The organism is Lentzea sp. NPDC004789 (assembly GCF_053601075.1).
This window is the reverse complement of the sequence record NZ_JBSGBE010000003.1, coordinates 205,451-228,915: the sequence shown is the minus strand read 5'-3', so window position 1 is coordinate 228,915 and position 23,465 is coordinate 205,451. Positions and strand designations below refer to the sequence as shown.

The following is a 23,465-nucleotide window of genomic DNA, read 5'->3' as shown; positions in this document are numbered from 1 at the left end:
TCACTTCCCGATCTCTGCGTGGTACTCGACAGCATCGCCGGTCAACTGCATGAACGCCTCTTCGAGCGAGCCGCGCTGCGGGCTCAGTTCGTGCAGGACGACACCGTTCGCTGCGGCGATGTCCCCGATCTGGTCACTCGTCGCACCCGATACGGACAATGCCCCGTCCGCGCCGTCACGAACCGTGAATCCCTTGTCGACGAGCAACGGCCCGAGCTTGAACAGCTGCGGGCTGCGCACGAGCACGGAGTTGCCCGTCGAGCGGTCGATGAACTCCGACGTGCTGCCCTGCGAGATCAGCTTCCCCTTGCCGATCACCACGAGCTCGCTCGCCGTGAGCGCCATCTCGGACAGCAGGTGGCTCGACACCAGGACCGTGCGGCCCTCGGCGGCGAGGTTCTGCATGAACGTGCGGATCCAGAGGATGCCCTCGGGGTCCAGGCCGTTGACGGGCTCGTCGAACAGCAGCACCCGCGGGTCGCCCAGCAGTGCCGCGGCGATCCCCAGCCGCTGCGACATGCCGAGCGAGAACCCGCCGGCCTTCTTGTTGGCGACCTGGGTGAGACCGACGGCCTCCAGCACCGCGTCCACGCGCTCGGCCGGCAGCCCGTTCGAGACCGCGAGCCACTTCAGGTGGGCCCGCGCCGACCGGTTGGGGTGCACCCACTTCGCGTCGAGCAACGCGCCGACCGTCCGCAGTGGACGGTTCAGCTCGGTGTAGGGCTTCCCGTCGATCAGCACGCGGCCTGCCGTCGGTCGGTCGAGCCCCAGGATCATCCGCATCGTGGTGGACTTGCCCGCGCCGTTCGGACCGAGGAACCCGGTCACCCGTCCAGGTTGGACGGTGAACGACAGGTCGTCGACCGCGACCGTCCTGCCGTATCTCTTGGTGAGGCCGATTGCCTCGATCATCAGCGTCCCCTCTCGGTGTCGGGGACAACTCTCCTGCGCCGAGGGGGTCTGCCACATCGCCCTGCGGTCTGCGGCCACCGTCAACTTCAGTCGTCCGGTGCCCCTACCTCAGTCGTAGTTGAATGCTGCTCATGGGTTACACCGAAGCTCCAGAAGGCTGGTGGCGCGAGTTCGTGCTGGCCACGCCCGCCCGCACCGGCAAACTCGCGGTCACCCGCAAGGACGGCTCGCCGCACGTCGCCCCGGTGTGGGTGGACCTCGACGGCCCGGACGTCGTCTTCCTGACCTCGCGCGACACGATCAAGGGCAAGTCGATCCTGCGCGACGGCCGCGTGGCCCTGTGCTTCGACGACGAGGCCCCGCCCTTCAGCTTCGTGACCATCACCGGCCAGGCCCAGGTCGACGAGGATCCGGACCAGCTGAAGTACTGGGCGGGGCGCACCGCCGCTCGTTACATGGGCGCCGACCGCGCCGACGAGTTCGCCGAGCGCAACGGCGTGCCCGGCGAGATGGTCGTCCGGGTCAAGGTCGACAAGGTCGTCGCCAAGGTGAACGTCTCGGACTAGGGCGCTAGACCTCGATGGTGGCGAGCGGGTCCACGTTGTTGTTGCGCGCGTACCCGTTCTCCACCCCGACGAGCAGTTCCACCACCTCGAAGTAGTCGTCCCAGAACGGCGAGTCCCGCAACGCCTCGACGAGCTGCTGGTAGGCCTCGTGGTCACGCGCCTCCCACACCCAGATGTCGGTCACCCGCGCCGAGTAGAACTCCGTGTCGTAGAAGCGGGAGCGGACGCCCTCCGTCCTCTCCTTGATGGCGGGCAGCACCCGCGTCTCCAGCACCTCGATCCGCTGGGCGAGGGTCAGGTCCAGCCACTTCCTGGTGGTCTTGACGAGCATGAACGCGGTCAGGTTGGCCTCGAAGGTTGTCATGACGGCAACGCTAGAAACGCGCGACCCTTGCTCGCCACGCAACTTCGGCAAGACACAGTTGCGTACGATGCAAAGGTGCCTGATCAGCTCGATCTGAACCTCCTCCGCGTCTTCGACGCGCTGCTGCGGGCAGGCAGCGTCACGGATGCCGCCGAGCTGTTGCACCTGTCCGTCCCCGCGACCAGCAGGGCGCTCGCCCGGTTGCGGCGTGCCATGGGCGACCCGATCCTCGTGCGGGCCGGCCGGGGCCTCGTGCCCACGCCGTTCGCCCTGCGGACGGCCCCGCGGGTGCGCTCGCTGCTGGACGAGGCGTCGGCGCTGGTCAACGACCAAGAACTCGATGTCGCGCGGTTGCGCCGCACGTTCACCGTCCGCGTCGGCGACGGGGTGGTGACGCCGCTGGTCGGGGCGGTGGCCGAAGCGGCGCCGCACGTGGTGCTGCGGTTCGTGGCCGAGGGCGACGAGAGCGTCGAGCCGCTCAGGGACGGCACGGTCGACCTGGACCTCGGCGCTGGGTCGGACGTCGACGCCGACATCAGGTCCGAGGCGCTCTTCACGGAACGGATGGTCGGCGTGGTGCGCATCGGCCATCCGTTGAAGAAGGCCACGCTGGCCCAGCTGTGCAAGTACCCGCACGTCAGCGTCTCGCGGCGCGGCCGCACGCACGGGCCGTTGGACGTGGCGTTGCAGGCGCGAGGCCTGCAACGTCACGTCGGCGCGGTCGTCCCGTTCTACGCGGCCGCGGCAGCGCTGGTGGGATCGACCGACCACATCGGACTGATCCCGCAGCGGCTGGCGGAAGAGCATCATCGGACGCTGCGGTGGTTCCCGGTCGACGCCGATCTGCCGGAGGTCGACGTGCGCATGCACTGGCACGCGCGCCTCGACGTCGATCCCGCCCAGCGCTGGCTGCGGGACGTGGTCAGAAGAACCGCGAAAGCGCTTGCGCCGCACCGTCTTCCAGCACGGTCGCGGTGACCTCGTCGGCGGCCGCCTGCACGGTCGCCGGCGCCTGACCCATCGCGATGCCGCACGCCGCCCACCGCAGCATCTCGACATCGTTGGACCCGTCGCCGATCGCGAGCGTGTCGTCGGCGCTGACGCCCAGCGACACCCGCAGCTCCTCCAGCGCCGACCCCTTCGTCACGTCCTGCGGCACCGCCGTCAGCCACGCCTCGGTGTGGTCGACCGTCCAGGAGACACCCGGCAGTTCCAGCTCCCGCACCGCGAACGCCAGCTCGGCGGGTGTGCGGTCGTGCCAGCGCATGACCAGCCGGGGTGTCGGCGTGGCCGCGATCTCGTCGAACGTCGCGTCCGTCGCCACGCCCCACAGGTCGTTCGGCAGGAACCGGCCGAGCGAGAGGCTGCCGACGCCGGTCTGCTCGGCCGCGAACACCGAGCCGGGCAGCAGCGCCTGCAGGGTCTTGATCGTCGGGCCGGGGTCGAACGTCGTGCGCTTGGTGATCTCGTCCCGCGCCGGGTCCCACCACACCGCGCCGTTCGAGCACAGCGCGAGCGACACGGGCACCTGCGGGGTGATCGGGGTCGTGCCGACCAGGCTGCGGCCGGTGCAGAGCACGACGTGCGCGCCATGTTCGGCAGCGCGCGTGACGGCCGCTTTCACGGCGGGTGAGATGTCGTTCGAGCCGACGTGGGTGAGGGTGCCGTCGATGTCCAGCGCTACCAGCCGGGGTCTCCAGTTCACGTGACACCACCCTAGGCGAAGGTTAGTGAATTGTGGTTCACTAATGGGGTGGCACGACCTCGCACCATCTCCGACGAGCGGATCCTCAGTGCGACCGCGACGGTCATCGACCGGCGCGGACCGGAGTTCACGGTCGCGGACGTGGCGGCGGAGGCCGGGGTGTCGGTCGGGGCGGTGGCGAAGCGGTTCGGGTCGAAGAGCGGCCTGCTGCAGGCGCTGACCCGGGCGGGCAGCGAGGAGGTCACGCGCCGGATGCGCGCGGCCGGCTCGGTGCGCGAGGCGTTGCTGACCTGGTTCGACCGGCTGGCCGACCCGGTGGTCGCGACGAACAACCTCGCGCAGCTCGGTGTCGACCTCATCGATCCCGAGCTGAGGGCGTTGCTGGCTCGCCACTACGCGGTGCTGGAGACGGAGCTGGAAGTCCTGTGCGCGGCCGAGGAGCTGCCACCGAACGCGGCTCGCGTGCTGGCCGCGCTGGTGTACGGGATCGCGATGGACTGGTCGGTACGACCACGTGGAGAGCTGCTGGCACGCATGGAGGAAGACATCGACCTGGTGTTGAAGGGGATGCGCTGATGGCTACCTGGGCACAGTTCGCGGCGGAGGAGCCCGACCTGGCCGCGTTCACGCAGGGCCGGTTCGCGGCGGACCGGCACGCGTTGATCGCGACGCTGCGCAAGGACGGCTCACCGCGGATCAGCGGCGTGGAGCCGGACTTCGCGCGCGGTGAGCTGTGGGTCGGCATGATGCTCGACTCGCTGAAGTCGCGCGATCTGCGTCGCGACCCGCGTTTTTCGTTGCACTGCACCACGACCACGGCCTCGATGACCGCGGCGGGCGACGCGAAGATCAGCGGGACGGCCGAGTTCTGGCTGGAGAAGGACGACTACCTCAAGGACCTCTACGACCGCACCGGGTGGATGCCCGAGGGCGGCGAGCTCGACCTGTTCCGGCTGAACGTCACCGAGGTCGTGTCGCTCACGGTCGAGGGCGACGAGATGGTCGTCCTGTCCTGGCACGAGGGAAGGGGCACTCGACGTGTCGCCAAGAAGTGAACCGGATCTGAGCGGCAAGGTCGCCGTCGTCACGGGTGGCACGCGCGGTGCGGGCCGGGCGATCGCGATCGAGCTCGGCGCGGCCGGTGCGACCGTGTTCGTCGGCGGCCGGACCACGCGGGAACAGCAGTCCGAGGTGGGCCGCTCGGAGACGATCGAGGACACCGCGGACCTGGTCACCAAGGCCGGTGGCAAGGGCATCGCCATCCGGTGCGACTTCACCGATCCGTCCGATGTGGACGCTTTCGCGGCGCGCCTCGACCGGCTCGACGTCCTCGTCGACAACGCGTGGGGCGGCGAGAGCCTCGTCGAGTGGGGCAGGTTCTGGGAGCACGACCTCGACCGGCAGCTGCACATGTGGCGCAACGGCATCGAGACCCACCTCGTCACGTTGCACAGGCTGATGCCGATCCTGATCCGCTCCGACGACGGGCTCGTGGTCGAGGTGACCGACGGCGAGGACGGCGAGGCCTACTTCGTGAACCTCACCTACGACGCCGTGAAGAACTCCGTGCGGCGGTTCGGCGAGGTGCTCGCGAAGGACCTCAAGGACTTCCCGAACGTGACGGCGGTCGCCGCGACGCCGGGGTTCCTGCGGTCCGAGCAGATGCTGGAGACGTTCGGCGTCACCGAGGAGAACTGGCGGGACGCGATCGAGAAGGTGCCGGACTACGCGTTGTCCGAGACGCCGCACTACCTCGGCCGCGGGATCGCACACCTCGCCGCGGACCCGGACCGCCGCAGGTTCGCCGGGCAGTGCCTGTCGTCGTGGCGGCTCAAGCGCGAGTACGGGTTCACCGACCTCGACGGCTCGCAGCCGGACTGGGGCCGGTGGTGGGACGACGTGGTGAAGCCGCGGATCGCGGGGACGGTCGTGGCCGCGGACCCCGCGGACTACCGCTAGGCGTCGCCGGGGCGGACGAGACCGGTCTCGTAGGCGAGCACCACGGCCTGCACCCGGTCTCGCAGCTCCAGCTTGGCGAGGATCCGTCCGACGTGCGTCTTCACCGTCGCCTCCGACAGGAAGAGCTTGCGGGCGATCTCCGTGTTGGACAGGCCCTTCGCGATCAGCACGAGCACCTCGCGCTCGCGTTCGGTCAGCACGTCCAGCACGGTGGCGTCCCGCAGCTCACCGCCGCCGTCGCCGAGGAACCGGCCCAGCAGCCGCTTGGTGACCGACGGCGACACCACGGCGTCACCGGAGGCCACCGCGCGCAACGCCGACACCAGGTCGGACGGCGGGGTGTCCTTCAGCAGGAACCCGCTGGCGCCGTTGCGCAGCGCGGACAACGCGTACTCGTCCATGTCGAACGTGGTCATGACCAGCACCTTGGCCGTGTCGGCCTCGGTGATCCGCTTGGTCGCCTCCACACCGTCGAGCACGGGCATGCGGACGTCCATCAGCACGACGTCGGGGCGCAGCTTGTCGGCCATCTGCACCGCGTCGAGGCCGTCGGCGGCCTCCCCGATGACGTCGATGTCCTCCTGCGCCCCCAGCACCATGCGGAAGCCCATGCGCATGAGTTCCTGGTCGTCGACCAGCAGCACCCGAATCACTCGATCACCCTATGCGGCCAGGGGGAAGCTCGCGCGCACACGCCAGCCCCCGCCGGGGTTGGGGCCCGCCTCGAACTCGCCGCCCAGCACCGCAGCCCTTTCCCTCATGCCGATCAGCCCGTTGCCGCCGGACACCTTGACCACGTCGTGCGGCGTGCCGAAGCCGTTGTCCACGACCTCCAGCCGCAGCTCCTCCGGTGACCGCGCGAGCCGGACGGTCGCGGTCGTGCCCGCGCCGGCGTGCTTGATGGTGTTGGTCAGCGCTTCCTGCACGATCCGGTAGATGCTCAGGCCGACACCGGCGGGCAGGTCCTCCACGTCACCGGTGATCTCCAGCCGCACCGGGACCCCGGCCGCGCGGGTGTTCTCGGCGAGCTCGACCACGCCGCGCGCGTCCGGCTGGGGAGCCCACTGCGTCTCGGCGTCCTCGCTGCGCAGCACGCCCAGCAGCCGCCGCATCTCGGTCAGCGCGAGCCGTCCGGTCTCCGCGATCGTGCGGACCGCGTTCTCCGCGACCTCCGGCTGCGACCTGATCGTGTAGGCGGCGCCGTCCGCGTGGACGATCATGACGCTCACCGCGTGCGCGACGACGTCGTGCAGCTCACGGGCTATCCGCGAGCGCTCCTCGCCGACCGCGATCCTGGCCTGCTGGTCGCGTTCGGTCTCCAGCAGCTTGAGCCGTTGCTCCAGCTCGCTCTGGTAGGCCCGGCGAGCCCCGATGAACTCGCCCATCGCCCAGCTGAAGCCGAAGATCACGAAGACCATGAACACGAGGAACACGGCCTGGATCTCGCCGACCTGGAAGATCGCCCACAGCAGCGTGCCCGCGAGCAACCAGCCCGAGTAGATCAACGCCGACTTGCGGCCGATGTACGCCACCAGCGTGTACAGCGCGATGGCCAGCGCGAAGTCGGACATGCGGACCGGGATGCCGCCCTCACCGCCGTGGGTGAAGAGCTGGAGGTACCCGCCCGCGAGGATCAGGTAGCTGGTGCCGAGCGGGTGGTAGCGCCGGAACGGCAGCGGTCCGAGCATCAGCAGCGTGACCGCGAGGAACGCCGAGAACGACACGCCCCGGTCCGTTGTGCTGAGCCCCACAGCCATGTCGAAGATCAGCAGAATCCCGGCGATCAGGGAGTCCCCGAACGCCGGGTGAGCCTTCATCCACAGGCTGAACCGCCGCACCGGACCAGGTTAGGTGCGGGTCGAACTTCCGCGCGTCGCGCCACGGGTGGACGGTGCGTACGACTTCAGTGTGAGTTATTGTGTCGAGGGGTTGATACAAAAACTCGGGGGTGTGCGGTGAGCGATCGTGTGGCCGCGGTGGTCGTGTTCGTCTGCTTCGGATTGCTGCTGCTCGTGCTCCTGTGGCCGACGGCGTCGAACGGCAAGCGCTTGCTGAAGAAGTGGCAGGTGCCCGATCCGACGGACGCGCAGGTGGCCGACGCCGTCCGGTACCTGAAGCGGCGTCGCCTGCTCTACCCCTGGCTGTATCCGGCGATCGGGTACTTCACCCCGCTGCGTGACGGCCACGGGGACATCCTGGTCACCGTGCTCGCCGGCACGTTGCTCGCCGAACTGCTGGCGCTGCGACCTCGGCGCTCGGCTCGCCGGGTGGCGTCTCTCACCCCGCGCGGATTGTTCGACATCGCCTCGAAGGGCGTGTTCGTCTCCTATGTGCTCATCGTCCTGGCCGTGGCGATCGACCTCGGCATTTATCTCAGGTGGGACCTCGTCGGGTGGCTGGCGCTGTCCGCGGCGGTGGTCGGTGTGATCATCTGGGCCGCGGTGACCCGCCCGGCGACCGGTGACCAGGACGTCGACATGGCGCTGCGGACCCGCAGCGTGCACGTGTCGGCGGGCTTGGGCGCGGCAGTGGCCGGTGTGCTGGACCTCAGCACGTGGGGCCTCATCATCGGCATCCTCGCGTGGATCGCGATGGCCAACACCAAGCCGGTTCCGGCGAAGATCGACCGGTGAGCGCGCCCCGAATCGTCGTCGACGTCGAAAACGGCGTCGCGCCGTGGCGTCAGGTCCGCGACCAGCTGGTGCGGTTGATCAGCGGTGGCGTGCTGCCGGTCGGGTCGCGGTTGCCGACGATCCGGCAGCTCGCCGCCGACCTCGGCCTCGCCGCCGGCACGGTCGCGCGGGCGTACCGCGAGCTGGAGACCGAAGGCGTGCTCACGACAGGACGAAGGCAGGGCACCGTGGTGGCTGCCCTGCCTTCGCATGCACCGGACCCGCTCTCCGCCGCCGCGGCGGAGTTCGTCGCCGTCGCTCGGTCACTCGGCGCCAGTGAGGGGGAGGCACTGAACGCCGTGCGTGCCCACTACGGGGCTGAGTAAGGCGACTCGATCTTGGGTGCGGGTCGCGGTTCGCCTACGTGCGCGTGCCGTTCCTCGTAGATGCGGTGCTCCTCGGCCATCTGGTCCGCGAGCTGCTGCTGCATCTGGCGATCCCGAATCCTGGCCAGGATCGCCATCGTCACCGCGTGCGCCAGTGCCAGCAGCAAGAGCACTATGCCCAGCTTCATCACGACGTCTTTGGTCGCGTTCCCGGTCTCGACGCTGACGAGTGACACCAGCGCGAGCAGGCCGAGCACGACGAGGTGGAACAACACCACCGCGAGCCGGATCATCGAGGTGGCTTCTTCTTCGTCGTACGCGCGCTTCAGATATCCCTTGCCGCTGTGGTAGATCAGCTGGCCGTCAACGACGACCAGGACGATCCCCAGCACTAGGAACGTCACGTAGCTGTCTTCCATGAGCTGTGGCTACCCGCGCACGCACGCGTACAAACCGTGGCACGATCAGTTCCCGTGACGGCGTTGCAGGGACAACAACAACTGGCCGGACCGCTCTGCGCGGCGGTGGCCCAGTTGTGCGTCGCCCTGCGGCCTCAGGTCTCCCAGCAGACCGCCGTCGGTTTTCAGGAGGTGTTGCGGCGGCTGCACGCGCCGTTGCAGGTCGCGGTGGCGGGGCGGATCAAGTCCGGCAAGTCGACGCTGGTCAACGCGTTGATCGGCCGCCGGGTCGCGCCCACCGACGTCGGTGAGTGCACAAGGCTCGTGACGCGCTATCAGTACGGAACGGTCGACCGCATCGAAGTGGTGCTGCGGGACGGACGGCGGCAGGTGCTGCCGTTCGACGCCAACGGCATGATTCCCGCTTCTCTTGGCTTGGACGGCGTTTCGCACATCGAGGCGTACCTGACGAACGCCGTCCTGCGCGATTTCACCGTCATCGACACGCCAGGACTCGGGTCGTTGGACGCGGCCTCGGTCGCGCGCACCGAGGAACTGCTGGATCCCGTGTCGCGCAACGCCGTCGCGGGCGCGGAGGCCGTTCTCTACGTCGTCACGCAGGGCGTGCGCGCGGACGACCACTCGACCCTGGCGGCCTTCACCGCCGCCACCGCCTCCCGTGAGGCCGGGCCGGTCAACGCCATCGCCGCGTTGAACAAGGTCGACGCCGTGGCACCGGAAACCGTCGAGGGCTCGGACGGTGACGTGTGGCGGGCCGCGGAGATCCTGGCCTCGAAGCAGGCCGTGCTGCTGAAACCGCGGGTCGCGGACGTGCTGCCGGTGATCAGCCTGCTCGCGGAGTCCGCGGAGACCGGCGAGTTCACCTCGGCCGACGCGGAGGCGTTGCGGCAGCTGGCGGCCCTGGACCCCGACACCCGCACGATGATGCTGATGGCCGGCGATCTCTTCACGTCGTGGGACTGCGACGTCCCGTCCGGCGTGCGGTCGCGGTTGCTGGAGAAGCTCGACCTGTACGGCATCGGCCGTGCGCTGTCGGCGCTGGACGCCGAACCTTCGCTGACCGCGGGTGCGCTGCGGCGGGTGCTGTTCGACGCCTCGGGGTTCGCCGCCGTGCGCGGCCGGTTGGACGCGGTGTTCCGGGCCCGTGCCGACGGCATCAAGGCGGCGGCCGCCCTGGCGTCGGTCACCTCGCTGGCCTCGGGCGATCCCGGCGAACGGCAGCGCGTGCACGACGCGATCGAGGTGCTGCTGGCCCGTCCGGAGGCCCATCAGCTGCGGCTGCTGGAGGCGTTGACCCTGGTGTCGTCCGGTGCGGTGGCGCTGCCGCCGGACCTGACGGAGGAGGTGCTGCGCGTCGGCAGCACCCCGGACGTGCCGGGACAGCTGGGGCTGACCGGCCGTTCGTTGCCGGAACTGACCGCCCGCGCGCTGGAACGCGCCGGCTGGTGGCGTTCGTTCGCCTCGTTCGGGGCGACGCCGGCGCAGGCTCGGGTGGCGCACGTCGTCCACCGGGCGTATTTCCTCATGTGGCAGCAACTACGTGCTGGGGGGCACCGATGAGCGTGAATGGAACCGATCCCACGGGCGTGGCGTCGGACGACGGTGTGGAGACCATTGCCGACGAGCTCCTCGACCAGGCGTTGGCCGAACGCCGCGCCCTGGTCCAGCTGTGCCTGTACGCGCTGGACCGCGCCAGCGCCGGCGTGGTCGAGCGCATCGAGGAAGGTCTGTCGACCATAGGGGTCGTGGCCGTCCGCGCCGACGGTGAGCGCTTCGACCCGTCGTTGCACGAAGCCGGCGGCACGGTGCCCACGGACGACGCGTCACTGCAGGGCCTGGTCGCCGAGACCGAGGTACCGGGCTTCTGCGACCGCGGCCGCGTCCTGCGGGCTCCGATCGTGACGGTCTACACGGCCCCATGAGCAACCTCGCCCAGACGGTCCGTCAGACGCGCGAACGTCTCACCTCTCTCGTGCGCGAGCTCGACCCGGTGCTCGCCGACTGGGTCACTCGCCGCGCGGTCCCGGAGATCTCGTCGGTCGTGATCGTCGGCGAGACCAACCGGGGCAAGTCCTCGCTCGTCAACGCCCTGCTGGCCACTCCTGGCCTCTCCCCGGTCGACGCCGACGTGGCCACGTCCACGTACCTGGTGTTCCAGCACGGTTCCGCGTGGGCCGCCCGCGCCTGCTACCCCGGCGTGCTCGCGCCGGTGACGTTCCCGCTGCCCGCGTTGATCAACTGGGTCTCCGCGGCGCACGAGCTGCCTCCCGGCGAGCTCCCGCCGCGCTACGTCGAGGTCGACGCCCCGATCCCGCTGCTGGAGCGCATGTCCGTTGTGGACACTCCAGGTGTCGGTGGCCTGGAGTCGGTGCACGGCGAGCTGGCGCTCGAAGCCGTCACCTCGGCCACCGCCCTGGTGTTCGTCGTCGACGCCTCGTCGCCGTTCACCCGCGGTGAGCTGGACTTCCTCAAGCGCGTGGGCGACCGCGTCGAGACCGTCGTCTTCGCGCTGACCAAGACCGACCAGTACCGCGGCTGGCGCCAGGTCCTCGACGCCGACCGCGCGCTGCTGGCCGAGCACGCCCCGCGCTTCGCCGACGCCGTCTTCCACCCGGTCTCGTCCCGCATGTTCGAGATGGCCGCGCAGGCCCCGAACCCGGACGCCGCCGCCATGCTGCGCGAACGCTCGGGCATCGGCGCGTTGCAGACCGCACTGCAGGAACTGGTCGCCGGCCGCGCCGGCATGCTCGCCGAGGCCAACGCCCTGCGCGCCCTGTCCACGGTGCTGGCCGAGCTGTCGGTGCGCCTGGAGCACGAGAAGCGCGCGCTGTCCGTGGGCGAGGATGAGGCCGCCGTGCTGCGCGCCCGGCGTGAGGAGCTGCAGACCGAACGCCGTTCCTCCACCCGAGGCTGGCAGGTCCGCCTGCGCGGCGAGGTCCAGCGCGCCCGCGTGGAGAACTCCCACGAGATCTCCCGGCAGATGCGCGACCTGCAGACCTGGTACCGCCAGGCGATCGACGCGGCGGATCGCACCGCTCTGGCCCAGCTGCCGCAACAGGTCGACACGGCCCTGCAGGTGGTGTCGGGCCGCATCTCCACGGCCCTGGCCGTCCGCCTGGCCCAGGTGACCGACGCCGTTCTCGCCACCCTGTTCTCCGCCGACGAGCTGACCCTGATCCGCGGCCAGTTCGCACGTGGCGAGCAACCCCCGGTCGTGCTGCGCCCCAAGGAGAAGCGGCCGCCGACCGCCGAGGACAAGCTGCTGGTCTTCATGGGCGTGTCCGGTGGCCTGGGCGCGGGCAAGCTGGCCGTGATGCCCCTGGCCGGTCTCGGCATCGCCGTCCTCAACCCGGTGGTCCTCCCGGTGACGATCGTCCTGGGTCTGGGCGCGGGGTGGTGGATGGCCCGCACCCGCACCCACACGGCCGAGAAGCAGCACGTCAAGCAGTGGCTCTCCGACGCCATCGCCGACGCCCGCTCCACAGTGGACCAACTGGTCGCCGAACAGCTCATCGAGGCCGAGCAGGCGCTGTCGCTGGCGTTGGACGAGGCCCTCGCCAAGCGCATCGAGGCCATCGAGGCCGAACTGCGCGAGGTCGACAAGGCGCTGCGCATGGAGGCCGGCGAACGCGGTCGCGAACTCCAGTCGGTGACCCGGCACCTGGCCGAGGTGGAGGCGGGACGCGCGAAGGCCGAGGAGCTGCTGGGCCGGATCAGGTCCGTGCGCGACCGCGCGTAGGGGTCGAAAAAGGCTCAACGACCGTGCCGTCCGACGGTTACGGGTGGTCGACAAATTCGATTGTACCAATGATTGAACTTAACGGAGCTTTGCTCATTTTGCCTGATCAGGGCCTTCTTGTGGCGGCAATTTAATTCGTCGTTTCCGGGTCTGCACGGCTTGCGACTATTTCGGTGCGCAAGCTAGTTCACCGTTGTGTCATCGAACGGGAATGGCCGGTAATCGCTGAACTGCTTCGCTGCCCGATATGAAGCTGCAACGAGACCAGGTGGTGGCGGCGACCCTGGTGGGCACCGTGGTCGTCGTGCTCGGGTTCGCGTCGGGCATCGGGCGCGTGCCGCAGACGCAGAGCGTGGTCAGCCAACCGGATCAGCACTCGCACGCGCCGACCACCACTTCGCCGGCCGAGCAGCCGCCCCAGCCGGAGAACCCGATGCCGCAACCGGTGGCGTACGACCCGGCTCCGATGCCGCCGGTGCCGGAGGGACCGCACGTGCCCGCACCCGAGCACACGCATCCGGACGTCCCGCCGCCCACGACACCGCCGCCGACGACCACACCTCCCAGCTCCCAGCCGGGCAAACCGTGCGACGCCGGAGCCATCACGAAGTTGCTGCGGCAGCTCGGACTGCTGTCCCTGCTCGGCGAAGACCTGCCGGTGGTGCACGAACTGCCGACGGGCACGAAGAAGGCCGGCGACCTGAAGCAACCGTCCCTTGTGGACCTACCGCTGTTGGGTGATCCCACCAAGCTGCTCGGCGATGCCGGCAAGCTGGTCGGCGACCTGCTCGGCTCGACCTGCGCCCTGGCCGTGGACGAGCAGACCGGCCAGGTCAAAGCAGTGCTGGACACGCCATGACCGAGGCGGCGAAGTCGTGGTTGCTGTTCGCCAGGTCGTTCGACTACCTCGGCACGACGTTGTTCATCGGTGGCACGGCTTTCATCGCCCTGCTGTGGCCCGACGGCGCGGACACCGCCCGAGCCAGGCGGCTGATCGGGTTCGGCTGGCTCTGCGGGTTCGCCGGCACCGCGGCGGGTCTCTGCTTCGACGCCGCGTGGGTGGCGGGACGGCCGCCGTCCGCCGCCTTCGACCCGTCGGTGCTGGTGCCGCTGTTCGACACCCCGTTCGGCCGGGTGTGGTTCGCCCGCGTGCTGCTGTGGCTGCTCGCCCTGGTCGTGGTCGCCGATCTGACCCGGCGCGGTGCGCGCGCCGCGCGGTCGTTGCCGTGGCGCGTCGGTGCCACCGCGGTCGCGCTGGGAGTGTTGCGCACCAACGGGATGACCGGCCACGTCATGGACCTGCCCGGCTGGGGCCAGGCGGTCGTGTTCGCCCACCTGTTGATGGTCTGCCTCTGGGTCGGCGGCCTGCTGATGTTGCTGCTCGCCGTGCTGCCCGCCCGCGACCGGGACGTGCTCGCCGCGGTGCTGCCGCGCTACTCGCGGCTCGCGATGGTCTCCGTCGGGGTGATCACGGCGGCGGGCGCGGTGCTGGCGTGGCGGCTCGTCGGTTCGGTGGACGCGTTGCTGCACACCGGATACGGCCGGTTGCTGCTGACGAAGCTCGTGCTCTTCGGAGGGCTGCTGGTCCTCGGGTTCGCGAGCAAGACCTGGGTGGACCGGCGGTTGCGCGTCGCCGCGACCACCCGAGGGCTCGTGGTGTCGGTCGCGGCCGAAGCGGTGCTCGCCGTCGTCGTGCTGGCCGTCGCCGCCCTCCTCGTCACGACCGGTCCCGGTCGCTGACTCGCAACGAGAAAGGAAGTCCGCAGTGGACAAGGGAAACCGGTTCGCCGTGCTCGTCGCGGCACTCGGCATGGCGGGAACGGCGCTGTGTCTGAGCCTCACCGCACCGGGGCAGGCCGCCCCGGTCGGCGTGGACCTCGCCGCCCAGCAGGGTCAGGCCGCCACCCAGCAGACGACCAACGTCGAGATGATGGGCTACGCGTTCCAGCCGGCCACGCTGACGATCTCCGCCGGCGACACGGTCACCTGGACCAACCACGACACGGCGCCCCACAACGTCGTCGTGACGAACGGGCCGGAGAAGTTCACCTCGCCGACCCTCCAGAAGGGCCAGACCTTCAGCTACACCTTCACCAAGGCGGGCACGTACTCGTACTACTGCTCGATCCACCCGGACATGAAGGCCTCGGTCACGGTCAACGGCAGCACGTCGCCGACCACGACCACGCCGCCGGCCACCACACCGCCGACGACGACCACGCCACCCACGACGACTCCTCCGACCGGTCATCCGACGACGCACCCGACTCCCACCACGGCCACGCCGCCGGCGGGACAGCCGACCTGCGTCAAGAAGGAGGCGTTGGCGCCATTCATCGCGCACGTGAAGGCGGCGCACCTGGAGACCTCGCCGTTGCAGCAGGCGCAGGACGCGCTCGCGTTCGACAACTACATCAAGGCGCACACCGTGCTGATCGAGCAGATGCTCGACCCGGCACTGACCTCGTCCCTGCCGGCTGACGTGCTGGCGCCGTTCATCGCGCACGTGAAGGCGGCGCACCTGGAGACGTCACCGTTGCAGCAGGTGCAGGACGCGCTGGCGTTCGACAACTACATCAAGGCGCACACCGTGCTGGTCGAGCAGATGCTCGACCCGGCGTTCAACCAGGCGATCTGCTGATGACGCGCGGCCTGGCCGGCGTTGTCCTGGCCGCGCTCGCCGTGCTGACCTTCGCCGTCAGCACGGCGTCCGCCGCCACGACGCACCAGATCCCGATCTCGCGGTACGCCTACCAACCGGCCACGATGACGGTGCACGTCGGCGACGTCGTCACGTGGACGAACCAGGACCAGGCCGCGCACGACGTCGCGGGCGGCACGTTCCACTCGCCGATGCTCGCCCAGGGGCAGTCGTGGAGCTTCACGTTCACCCAACCGGGCACATTCGACTACGTCTGCTCCGTGCACCCCGACATGCGGGCCCAGATCGTCGTGCTCGCCGTTCAGACACCCGCGCCGGCTCCGCGGCAGCCCGCGCAACCGGCCGCCCAGGCACCGGCGGCGACCACGGCGCCGACGACGACAACAACGACGTCCGCGCCTGCCGAGACGGTGACGACCAGCGCGGCCGCGGCCGTCGCGGCACCGCAGCCGCCCTCGGCCTCCCTGCCGCCGATGCTGTTGCTGGCGGGTCTCGTCGCCGCGGTCACCACGCTGTGCTTGCTGCTGATCGGCGCGCGGCCGGAGCGCGAGGAGGTTGGCCGGGGAACCAAACCGGCATAACGTGGGTCATACCGGTACGCAAGAGGTGTAGGAGGTGTGTCCCGGTGTACATCGACGAGAACGGTGCGGCCGACGCCGAGCTGAAGGTGACCGTCGAGCACGAGGAGTACACCGCCGACGTCACCTTCGACCTCGACGGCGACGGCGTGAACGACTCCGCCGTGGTCGAGACGGACGACGGTGGACATCTCGCGTTCACCGACACGAACGGCGACGGTGACGCCGATCTGATGAGCACGTTCGACAAGGACGGCCATCTCCTCAGCCAGGCCCGGTTCGAGGAGAATTCCGGCGAGTGGGTTGCCGTCGACCCGAACGACAATCACCAACAAAAAACAAATTCTGCGCCGCAGCAGACGATTGTCGTGGACACCGACGAAGGCGACCGAAAAGTCGGGCGGGCGACCGAGGACACCGACGGCGACGGCAAGGCCGACACCGCCGTGGTGCGGGACGACGACGGGGACACCTGGCTGTTCACCGACAAGAACGGCGACGGACGGGCCGACGTGGCGACCGAGATCACACGATCGGGCGAGGTCACGATGTCGGAACACCGCGGTGACGACTGGGTCGAGGTCGAGCACGGGCACATCGAGTCCGACGGCCGGTACGTGACCGACTCGAAGAGCGGCATTCTGGACGACTCGGACGACTGGTTCGAGGAAGAACGGTTCGACGGGGTCGTCCGAATCGATTCCACCACCGGGCAGTGGATCAGCCCGAACTGAAGCGCAGGTCACAGGCCCCGGTGTGGTGAGAACCGCACCGGGGCCTCTTGCGTTTTTCCCACCTCAAGCGCGCCTTAACGCCGTCCGAGTGCTGAATCGATTCCAGAATCGGTTTTGTGAGAGAACCGACAGGCTGGGGGTGCGTTACCTGCCATTCACCGGGCTAACCTCGATCCATCCCCTTCCACGCACGCCCGGCGCCACCGGGCGTCTGGAGCTATTCCCGAGGACGACGAAGTCCCCACACCGCGGACGACCCACCCCGTCCTCGGGCAGCCGAGGCGTTCAGTCAGGAGACGAGACGAGATGACGGCAGTGACCATTCCCGGTCTCGAACACGCACCTACCAACCACGCGCGTTTGCTCGCATGGGTTCAGGAAGTCGCTGAGCTGACCTGCCCCGATGAGGTTGTTTGGGCGGACGGGTCCCAGGGCGAATGGGACCGTCTCACGAAGAAGCTCGTCGACGCCGGCACGTTCGTGCCGCTGAAGAAGAAGCCGAACTCGTTCTGGGCCGCCTCGGACCCCAGCGACGTCGCTCGGGTCGAGGAGCGCACCTACATCTGTTCTGTGCGTGAAGAGGACGCGGGCGCGACGAACAACTGGATGGACCCTTCGGAAATGAAGGCCATCATGACCGAGCTCTACCGGGGCTGCATGCGCGGCCGCACGATGTACGTGATTCCGTTCTGCATGGGCCCGCTCGACGCGGAGAAGCCGATGCTGGGCGTCGAGATCACCGACTCCGAGTACGTCGTCGTCTCCATGCACATCATGACCCGCATGGGCACCAAGGCTCTCGCGCTCTTCGGTGAGGACGCGGACTTCGTCCCGGCGCTGCACTCGCTCGGCGCCCCGCTGGAGCCCGGCCAGCCCGACGTGCAGTGGCCGTGCAACGAGACCAAGTACATCTCGCACTTCCCGGAGACCCGCGAGATCTGGAGCTTCGGTTCCGGCTACGGCGGCAACGCCCTGCTCGGCAAGAAGTGCTACTCGCTGCGCATCGCGAGTGTGATGGCGCGGGACGAGGGCTGGCTCGCCGAGCACATGCTGATCCTCAAGCTCACCTCGCCGGAGAACAAGGCGTACTACATCGCGGCCGCGTTCCCGTCGGCCTGCGGCAAGACCAACCTCGCGATGCTGGAGCCGACCATCCCCGGCTGGAAGGTCGAGACGCTCGGCGACGACATCGCGTGGATGCGCTTCGGTGAGGACGGCCGCCTGTACGCGGTGAACCCGGAGAACGGCTTCTTCGGCGTCGCGCCCGGCACGGACTACCACACCAACCCGAACGCGATGCGCACCATCGCCAAGGGCAACTCGCTGTTCACCAACGTCGCGCTGACCGACGACGGCGACATCTGGTGGGAGGGCATGGGCGAGCCCCCGGCCCACCTCACCTCGTGGAAGCACCAGGACTGGACGCCGGACAGCGAGGAGCTGTCGTCGCACCCGAACTCGCGCTACTGCACGCCGATCGAGCAGTGCGACATCAAGGCGCCGGAGTGGGACGACCCCAAGGGCGTGCCGATCTCGGCGATCTTCTTCGGCGGCCGCCGCGCCACGACGATTCCGCTGGTCACCGAGTCGCGCGACTGGCAGCACGGCACCTACATGGGCGCCACGCTGTCGTCGGAGACCACGGCCGCCGCGGTCGGCAAGACCGGTGTCGTCCGGCGCGACCCGATGGCGATGCTGCCGTTCATCGGCTACAACGCCGGTGACTACTTCCAGCACTGGGTCGACCTCGGCAAGCGCGCCGACGCCGACAAGCTGCCGAAGATCTTCTACGTGAACTGGTTCCGCCGCGGTGAGGACAAGCGCTTCCTGTGGCCCGGGTTCGGCGAGAACTCGCGCGTGCTGAAGTGGGCCATCGAGCGCATCGAGGGCAAGTCCGCCGCTCAGGAGACCCCGATCGGCTACGTGCCGACCGCGGACGACCTGGACCTCGAGGGTCTGGACGCGTCGCGTGAGGACATCGAGGCCGCGCTGGCGTTCGACGCCGACGAGTGGCGTGCCGAGATCCCGCTGGTCGAGGAGTGGTTCGCGAAGATCGGCGACAAGGTTCCGACCACGCTCCGCGACGAGCTGGCGGCTCTGAAGCAGCGCCTGGGCTGACCCTGACGCCACGCGGGGACCTTTCGTACTCTCAGAGAGTACGAAAGGTCCCCGCGTGCATTTCAAGCAGGCGCGGTGAGTGACTGGGTCGCTCTGGTGGGGTATCACTGGACGGGTGACGCAGGACGGGGACTTCCTCGGGGGACTTCACTTCGACGGCACCAAGCGCGACGTTGAGGTCGGACCGACGACCGGCATCGTGCGCTACTACCCGGTGCCGCCTGCCCTTCCGGCCCGCCCGACGTGGTGGCGCTACCTGCTCGTGTTCGTCCTCGGTTTAGCGGCCGGTACCGCCGTCGGCGTGGTCCTGTGCAGCAATTTTCTCTGAGTCAGTGCAGCTCACCGTCCATTCGGGACGAAGTTGTCCACAGGTGTGGACGGCTCTGTGCACATGTTGTGGATAGCTGTGGACAGCCGTGGGGACTCGTCCACAGGTCGCGAAAACGGTCTTGACACAGGAATGAACCTGCGCCCTTCCGGGAACGTCTTAGGTGTGTGATGGCGGTCACGAAGATCGCCACCAGGACGGAAGGGGGTGTGCCGTGGGGATCGCAGGAGTCGCGATGCTGGTGCTGTCCCTGGCCGCCGTGCTGATGGTCGTGATCGCCGGATCAGTTCGGCAGCGGGTTGTCGCGGATGCCGAGGAGGGTGCCGGTGAAGGTCTTGGTGGCCTCCGCGTAGCAGATCGCGTAAGTCCAACCCTCTGACCAGCCCTGGGATCCGGGCATCCGCCACGCGGGGAACACGTCGGTGCGCTTGTCCGAACCCAGGTAGTCGTGCACGGCCTTGGTGCACTTGTCCTTCGCGACGGCGCTCATCTGCTCCTTGGACGGCGCCGGGTCGCTGAACTTGCCCAGCGGCACGATGCCGCCCGGCACGGCCTCGGCCATGTGCGGTCCGTTGCACGGGGCGGGCTTCACGTCCGGGTCCTTCGAGGGCGAGCCGCCGAGGCAGATCTGGAACGTGTTGAAGCTGGAGCCGCCCTTGAGCGCGTCCTTCAGGGAACCCTTGCGCGCCAGGGCTTTTCCTTCTGGCGCGAGCTCGACGACGGTGCACAGCCGCCAGCGCTCGCCCTTCTTCCAGCCCTGCTCGTTCGGCCAGAACGTCCACACCTGCAACCGCGTCGCGCCCGCGTCCGCGCTGCCGAGGTAGTCGTTGATCACGCCGTAGCACGACGGCAGCGCGGCCTTGCGCAGCGCCGTGGTGTCCGGATAAGCCGATGACAGGCCGGTCATCTCGCCGACGCCCATCACCTCGGCGTCGTGGCTCGCGGCGCAGTCGACCGGCTTGAGGTCGGAGGAGTTCATGCACTGCCCGACCTTGGGCAGGGTCGGTGCGTCCGCGGCGGCGGTGGACGGCATCGGGCCTGGGACGGCCTGACCTCCGACCTGAATGGCGCAGGCGCTCAGACCCAGCGCACTCAGGATGATTGCCACCGCCAGCCGCACACGAGTCACACCACAGAGACTAGGGCCTTGACCTGATCGGCGATGTCCCGACGCTGTTTTTCGAATGCCGCGTCCGTCACCGCGGCCGGGTCGGCCGGCTGGCCGAGCACCGGCGTGTGCAGGTGTCCGCCGAGGACATTCGTTGCGCCGTAACCGATTCGCACGCGGTTGGCCCGGTACATGCTTTCGTTGGACAGGTAGTTGCCGCCACCGCCGACCGCCGCGACCCGTCCTGGCGTCGGTTGGTCGGTGCGGCAGTCCTGCTGGCTGCCGACGACGACCCACTCGCAGAAGCTCCGGTTGAGCTGCACGGGGAACGGGCCGGTGCCCGCGTCGATCATCTTCTGGAACGGCAGCGACGTCTCGATGAACTCGGCGGCCGGCTGCGGCCAGCCCGCGGCGTCCGGCACGCTGCCGTACGACCCGACGTCGTTGTTGTCGGCCGATCCGCCGCGCCAGCGCGCCGCCCACCGCTCGATGTCGAAGCGTCCCGGCCGGCCCTGGCTGATCGTCACGAACGCGTCGGGCTTCTGCTCCAGCGCGGAGCCGTAGAACTGCTCGACGATCCCCTCGTCGAACCCGCCCCACAGCACCGGCAGCACGGCGGCCTGGATCACGACCCTGCCCTGCGGCGTGGTGATCTCACGGCCGTCGAGCTGCAACGCCGCGGCGCCCGCCGGGTTGGCACGCCGCACGTTCGTGCCGGTCAGCTGGAACGGGTCGAAGCCGGTCACGGCGATCTTGCGCACGCCCGGCCTGGCCGGGAACGCCGCGTCGCTCAGCCCGCGCGAGGCCCAGTCGAACTGCTGGATCAGCTGCGCGCGTTCGTGGACCGACAGCGGGAAACGCGGCTTCCACTGGCGCAGCGCGGAGGTCAGCCGCAGACGCGCCCAGTAGAGCGGCCGGTCGTCATAGGCGTCGTGCGCCAACGGTTTGGTGCTCTGCGCGCGGGCGACCGCGGCCTTCCACAGCGCGTTTCCCTCGCGTGCCACGAACTGCTGCGCCTGCTTCGGCACGATCTGGTGGCACAGCCGCGAGGTGAACTCCGTGACGCGGCCGTCGAAGCCGGCGAGCCGCACGAGCTCGGGACCAACGGCGGGACCACCGGCGACGAGCGTGTCGTCCAGCCGCTGCTCCTCGACGGTCAGCGGAGCGGTGGTGTCGTAGCAGTGGTCGTCCTGAGCTCGGGCGATGCCCGGCACGACCGCGAGGCCTGCCGCGATGACGAGTCCAGCGATGATTTTCACGCTTTGATCTCTAACGGAAACGGGCCACCCGCCGAAACCGACGGGTGGCCCATGTCGTTAACGGACGCGTCTCAGTGGGCGGCGACCGGCTTGACCCTCGGGTTGTCCTCGTCGACGTGGTAGTCGGACGGGTCCGTCTGGTCCGTGCCGTTGAACACCCTGGCCCGCTTGGCGATCAGCGTGACGATCACCCCGACCAGCAGGTTGACGAACAGCGCCACGATGCCGACGTAGATCTGCGTCGTCGACGTCCCGAACGGGTGCCAGCCGAAGATCGAGATGTTGCCCAGCGGCAGCGCCGAGCCGGCGAAGTGCGCCTTGTTCACGGCCGGGTTGCCGATGTTGTAGAGCAGCCACATGCCGTAGCCCATGCCGGCGACCCAGCCGGCGACCAGGCCGTAGATGTGGAACCAGCGGGTGTAGAGCGCGATCGCGACCGACGGCAGCGTCTGCAGGATCATCACGCCGCCGATGAGCTGCAGGTCGATCGAGAACTGCGGGTCGACGAACACGATGAACGCCACCGCGCCGAACTTCACGACCAGCGACGCGATCTTGGCCTGCTTGGCCTCCTGCGCCGGGGTGGCGTGCTTGTGGATGTACTCCTTGTAGACGTTGCGCGTCCACAGGTTCGCCGCCGCGATCGACATGATCGCCGCCGGCACCAGCGCGCCGATGCCGATGGCCGCGAACGCGACGCCCGCGAACCACGACGGGAAGTTGTGGCCGAAGAGCTCGGGCACGATCGTGTTGGTGTCGGGCCGGCCGGTCGCCTGGTTGACGATCGGCTTGGTGCCCGCGCTGATCGCGACGAAGCCCAGCAGCGCCAGCAGACCCAGCACCAGCGAGTACGCGGGCAGCGCCACCATGTTGCGCTTGATGACGTTGCGGCCGCGGCTGGCCAGGATGCCGGTCAGCGAGTGCGGGTACAGGAACAGCGCCAGCGCGCTGCCGAGCGCCAGCGTGGCGTACTGCAGCTGGTTGGTCCCGGTCAGCAGGATGCCGTCCGCCTTGGACGGCGTCGCGTCGAACTTGGCCTGCGCGGTGCCGAAGACGTGGCTCCAGCCGCCGAACTTCGACGGCAGGTAGACGATCGCCACGAGGATGACGACGTAGATCAGGATGTCCTTGACGAACGCGATCAGCGCCGGCGCCCGCAGACCCGACTGGTAGGTGTAGAGCGCGAGGATCACGAACGCGATGAACAGCGGCAGGTGCCCGAGGATGCCGCTGCCGTTGAGACCCATGCTGCGCAGCACTGCTTCGAGGCCGACCAGCTGCAGCGCGATGTACGGCATGGTCGCGACGATGCCGGTGATCGCGATGATCAGCGCCAGCCAGTGCGAGCCGTAACGGCCCTTCACGAAGTCCGCCGGCGTGACGTAACCGTGCACGCGGCTGACCGACCACATGCGCACCAACGGCAGGAACACGATCGGGTACAGGATCACCGTGTACGGCAGGGCGTAGAAGCCGAGCGCGCCCGCACCGAACATCAGCGCCGGCACCGCCACGAACGTGTAGGCGGTGTAGAGGTCACCGCCGACCAGGAACCACGTGATCCAGCTGCCGAACTTCCGGCCGCCGAGTCCCCACTCGTCGAGGTGGTCGAGGGTCGCGCCCTTCTGCCACCGCGCCGCCACGAAGCCCATGACCGTGACGAGCAGGAAGAGGACGCTGAAAACGATCAGCTCGGTCCACTGCATCAGTTCGCTCCCTCGTCCAGGTCGTCGACACCCAGCTTGTCCGGCTTGCCGGTGACGACCGGCGCGTCCTTGGTCTTGATGTAGACCAGGCCGACGCACAGCACGCCGAGAGGCACGAACGCGAACTGGTACCAGTAGAAGAACGGCAGCCCGAAGAGGCGAGGCTCGTCCATGTTGAACCACGGCGTGATGAGCATGAGCAGCGGAACTATCAGCAGCAGGTTCCAGTTGCTCCAGCGCAGGCCGGTCTTGGGATCCGACGGCATGGTGGCCCTCCGTGTACGCGGTGTTGCGCGGATGTTAGGCCTGA

General features: G+C 68.9%; 27 protein-coding genes. 17 read left to right on the top strand and 10 right to left on the bottom strand.

From position 1 onward, the window contains the following. A complete protein-coding gene (locus ACWEIJ_RS08715; RefSeq protein WP_449836568.1) occupies positions 1 to 912 on the bottom strand; it encodes an ABC transporter ATP-binding protein in 912 nt (303 codons plus the stop codon). A 131-nt stretch (positions 913 to 1,043) separates the two neighbouring features. Here ACWEIJ_RS08715 and ACWEIJ_RS08710 point away from each other — a divergent pair, with 131 nt between their 5' ends. After that, on the top strand, positions 1,044 to 1,478 hold the full coding sequence (locus ACWEIJ_RS08710) for a PPOX class F420-dependent oxidoreductase (RefSeq protein WP_449836567.1): 435 nt from the start codon (positions 1,044 to 1,046) through the stop codon (positions 1,476 to 1,478). Between the two features lie 4 nt (positions 1,479 to 1,482). Here the strand turns inward: ACWEIJ_RS08710 and ACWEIJ_RS08705 are convergent, their stop codons facing one another. Next, positions 1,483 to 1,842, bottom strand: coding sequence for a darcynin family protein (locus tag ACWEIJ_RS08705; RefSeq protein ID WP_449836566.1), 360 nt, complete (start codon positions 1,840 to 1,842; stop codon positions 1,483 to 1,485). 75 nt (positions 1,843 to 1,917) lie between these two features. Here ACWEIJ_RS08705 and ACWEIJ_RS08700 point away from each other — a divergent pair, with 75 nt between their 5' ends. Next, on the top strand, positions 1,918 to 2,820 hold the full coding sequence (locus ACWEIJ_RS08700; protein WP_449836565.1) for a LysR family transcriptional regulator: 903 nt from the start codon (positions 1,918 to 1,920) through the stop codon (positions 2,818 to 2,820). Here ACWEIJ_RS08700 and ACWEIJ_RS08695 read toward each other — a convergent pair. Continuing rightward, positions 2,765 to 3,547 (bottom strand): HAD family hydrolase, encoded by a 783-nt coding sequence (locus tag ACWEIJ_RS08695; protein WP_449836564.1) that lies wholly within the window; start codon positions 3,545 to 3,547, stop codon positions 2,765 to 2,767. The two genes, ACWEIJ_RS08700 and ACWEIJ_RS08695, sit on opposite strands and share 56 nt — an antisense overlap. A gap of 48 nt (positions 3,548 to 3,595) precedes the next feature. On the opposite strand from ACWEIJ_RS08695, the gene ACWEIJ_RS08690 reads away from it, so the two are divergent. From ACWEIJ_RS08690 to ACWEIJ_RS08680, 3 genes are read left to right on the top strand one after another with little or no spacing between them, the layout of a single operon-like run. Beyond that, positions 3,596 to 4,123, top strand: a complete 528-nt coding sequence (locus ACWEIJ_RS08690; protein WP_449836563.1) for a TetR/AcrR family transcriptional regulator — start codon at positions 3,596 to 3,598, stop codon at positions 4,121 to 4,123. Beyond that, positions 4,123 to 4,602, top strand: a complete 480-nt coding sequence (locus ACWEIJ_RS08685) for a pyridoxamine 5'-phosphate oxidase family protein (protein ID WP_449836562.1) — start codon at positions 4,123 to 4,125, stop codon at positions 4,600 to 4,602. The genes ACWEIJ_RS08690 and ACWEIJ_RS08685 overlap by 1 nt, the downstream gene beginning before the upstream one ends. After that, complete coding sequence (locus tag ACWEIJ_RS08680) at positions 4,586 to 5,506, top strand: SDR family oxidoreductase (protein ID WP_449836561.1); 921 nt, start codon at positions 4,586 to 4,588, stop codon at positions 5,504 to 5,506. The genes ACWEIJ_RS08685 and ACWEIJ_RS08680 overlap by 17 nt, the downstream gene beginning before the upstream one ends. On the opposite strand, the gene ACWEIJ_RS08675 is transcribed toward ACWEIJ_RS08680, so the two are convergent. Together ACWEIJ_RS08675 and ACWEIJ_RS08670 are read right to left on the bottom strand one after the other, a co-directional pair. After that, positions 5,503 to 6,159: a response regulator gene (locus ACWEIJ_RS08675; protein ID WP_030465720.1), complete on the bottom strand. Its 657-nt coding sequence runs from the start codon at positions 6,157 to 6,159 to the stop codon at positions 5,503 to 5,505. The genes ACWEIJ_RS08680 and ACWEIJ_RS08675 overlap by 4 nt on opposite strands. A 9-nt stretch (positions 6,160 to 6,168) precedes the next feature. After that, positions 6,169 to 7,344, bottom strand: a complete 1,176-nt coding sequence (locus ACWEIJ_RS08670; RefSeq protein WP_449836560.1) for a sensor histidine kinase — start codon at positions 7,342 to 7,344, stop codon at positions 6,169 to 6,171. A gap of 117 nt (positions 7,345 to 7,461) precedes the next feature. On the opposite strand from ACWEIJ_RS08670, the gene ACWEIJ_RS08665 reads away from it, so the two are divergent. Both ACWEIJ_RS08665 and ACWEIJ_RS08660 read left to right on the top strand, forming a co-directional pair. Continuing rightward, on the top strand, positions 7,462 to 8,139 hold the full coding sequence (locus tag ACWEIJ_RS08665; RefSeq protein WP_449836559.1) for a hypothetical protein: 678 nt from the start codon (positions 7,462 to 7,464) through the stop codon (positions 8,137 to 8,139). After that, complete coding sequence (locus ACWEIJ_RS08660) at positions 8,136 to 8,504, top strand: GntR family transcriptional regulator (RefSeq protein ID WP_449836558.1); 369 nt, start codon at positions 8,136 to 8,138, stop codon at positions 8,502 to 8,504. Before ACWEIJ_RS08665 ends, ACWEIJ_RS08660 begins: the two co-directional genes overlap by 4 nt. Here the strand turns inward: ACWEIJ_RS08660 and ACWEIJ_RS08655 are convergent. Then, positions 8,489 to 8,923, bottom strand: coding sequence for a hypothetical protein (locus ACWEIJ_RS08655; RefSeq protein WP_355456228.1), 435 nt, complete (start codon positions 8,921 to 8,923; stop codon positions 8,489 to 8,491). The genes ACWEIJ_RS08660 and ACWEIJ_RS08655 overlap by 16 nt on opposite strands. Before the next feature lie 54 nt (positions 8,924 to 8,977). Here ACWEIJ_RS08655 and ACWEIJ_RS08650 point away from each other — a divergent pair, with 54 nt between their 5' ends. From ACWEIJ_RS08650 to ACWEIJ_RS08605, 10 genes are all read left to right on the top strand, one after another. Next, positions 8,978 to 10,483, top strand: a complete 1,506-nt coding sequence (locus tag ACWEIJ_RS08650; RefSeq protein WP_449836557.1) for a dynamin family protein — start codon at positions 8,978 to 8,980, stop codon at positions 10,481 to 10,483. Further along, the gene (grpE, locus tag ACWEIJ_RS08645) at positions 10,480 to 10,845 is read left to right on the top strand and encodes a nucleotide exchange factor GrpE (protein ID WP_449836556.1); all 366 of its coding nucleotides are present in this window, start codon (positions 10,480 to 10,482) and stop codon (positions 10,843 to 10,845) included. The genes ACWEIJ_RS08650 and grpE overlap by 4 nt, the downstream gene beginning before the upstream one ends. Next, positions 10,842 to 12,662, top strand: coding sequence for a dynamin family protein (locus ACWEIJ_RS08640; protein WP_449836555.1), 1,821 nt, complete (start codon positions 10,842 to 10,844; stop codon positions 12,660 to 12,662). The genes grpE and ACWEIJ_RS08640 overlap by 4 nt, the downstream gene beginning before the upstream one ends. A gap of 247 nt (positions 12,663 to 12,909) precedes the next feature. After that, complete coding sequence (locus ACWEIJ_RS08635; RefSeq protein ID WP_449836554.1) at positions 12,910 to 13,521, top strand: hypothetical protein; 612 nt, start codon at positions 12,910 to 12,912, stop codon at positions 13,519 to 13,521. After that, complete coding sequence (locus tag ACWEIJ_RS08630) at positions 13,518 to 14,402, top strand: CopD family protein (protein WP_449836553.1); 885 nt, start codon at positions 13,518 to 13,520, stop codon at positions 14,400 to 14,402. The genes ACWEIJ_RS08635 and ACWEIJ_RS08630 overlap by 4 nt, the downstream gene beginning before the upstream one ends. 25 nt (positions 14,403 to 14,427) lie before the next feature. After that, positions 14,428 to 15,303, top strand: a complete 876-nt coding sequence (locus ACWEIJ_RS08625) for a cupredoxin domain-containing protein (protein WP_449836552.1) — start codon at positions 14,428 to 14,430, stop codon at positions 15,301 to 15,303. Then, positions 15,303 to 15,905, top strand: coding sequence for a cupredoxin domain-containing protein (locus ACWEIJ_RS08620; RefSeq protein ID WP_449836551.1), 603 nt, complete (start codon positions 15,303 to 15,305; stop codon positions 15,903 to 15,905). Before ACWEIJ_RS08625 ends, ACWEIJ_RS08620 begins: the two co-directional genes overlap by 1 nt. Positions 15,906 to 15,949: 44 nt before the next feature. Continuing rightward, positions 15,950 to 16,636 carry a DUF6802 family protein gene (locus tag ACWEIJ_RS08615; protein WP_449836550.1) on the top strand — a complete coding sequence of 229 codons (687 nt, stop codon included), beginning with the start codon at positions 15,950 to 15,952 and terminating at the stop codon, positions 16,634 to 16,636. 306 nt (positions 16,637 to 16,942) lie between these two features. Then, positions 16,943 to 18,754, top strand: coding sequence for a phosphoenolpyruvate carboxykinase (GTP) (locus tag ACWEIJ_RS08610; RefSeq protein ID WP_449836549.1), 1,812 nt, complete (start codon positions 16,943 to 16,945; stop codon positions 18,752 to 18,754). A 115-nt stretch (positions 18,755 to 18,869) separates the two neighbouring features. Then, positions 18,870 to 19,082: a hypothetical protein gene (locus ACWEIJ_RS08605; protein ID WP_449836548.1), complete on the top strand. Its 213-nt coding sequence runs from the start codon at positions 18,870 to 18,872 to the stop codon at positions 19,080 to 19,082. 283 nt (positions 19,083 to 19,365) lie between these two features. Here the strand turns inward: ACWEIJ_RS08605 and ACWEIJ_RS08600 are convergent, their stop codons facing one another. The 4 genes from ACWEIJ_RS08600 to ACWEIJ_RS08585 form a co-directional block, all read right to left on the bottom strand. Further along, the gene (locus tag ACWEIJ_RS08600) at positions 19,366 to 20,211 is read right to left on the bottom strand and encodes a septum formation family protein (protein ID WP_449836547.1); all 846 of its coding nucleotides are present in this window, start codon (positions 20,209 to 20,211) and stop codon (positions 19,366 to 19,368) included. Further along, complete coding sequence (locus ACWEIJ_RS08595; RefSeq protein WP_449836546.1) at positions 20,208 to 21,449, bottom strand: hypothetical protein; 1,242 nt, start codon at positions 21,447 to 21,449, stop codon at positions 20,208 to 20,210. The genes ACWEIJ_RS08600 and ACWEIJ_RS08595 overlap by 4 nt, the downstream gene beginning before the upstream one ends. A gap of 71 nt (positions 21,450 to 21,520) precedes the next feature. Further along, entirely contained in the window at positions 21,521 to 23,155 is a 1,635-nt protein-coding gene (mctP, locus tag ACWEIJ_RS08590; RefSeq protein ID WP_449836545.1) for a monocarboxylate uptake permease MctP, read from the bottom strand. Then, the gene (locus ACWEIJ_RS08585; protein ID WP_449836544.1) at positions 23,155 to 23,421 is read right to left on the bottom strand and encodes a DUF3311 domain-containing protein; all 267 of its coding nucleotides are present in this window, start codon (positions 23,419 to 23,421) and stop codon (positions 23,155 to 23,157) included. The genes mctP and ACWEIJ_RS08585 overlap by 1 nt, the downstream gene beginning before the upstream one ends. Between the last annotated feature and the right edge of the window lie 44 nt (positions 23,422 to 23,465).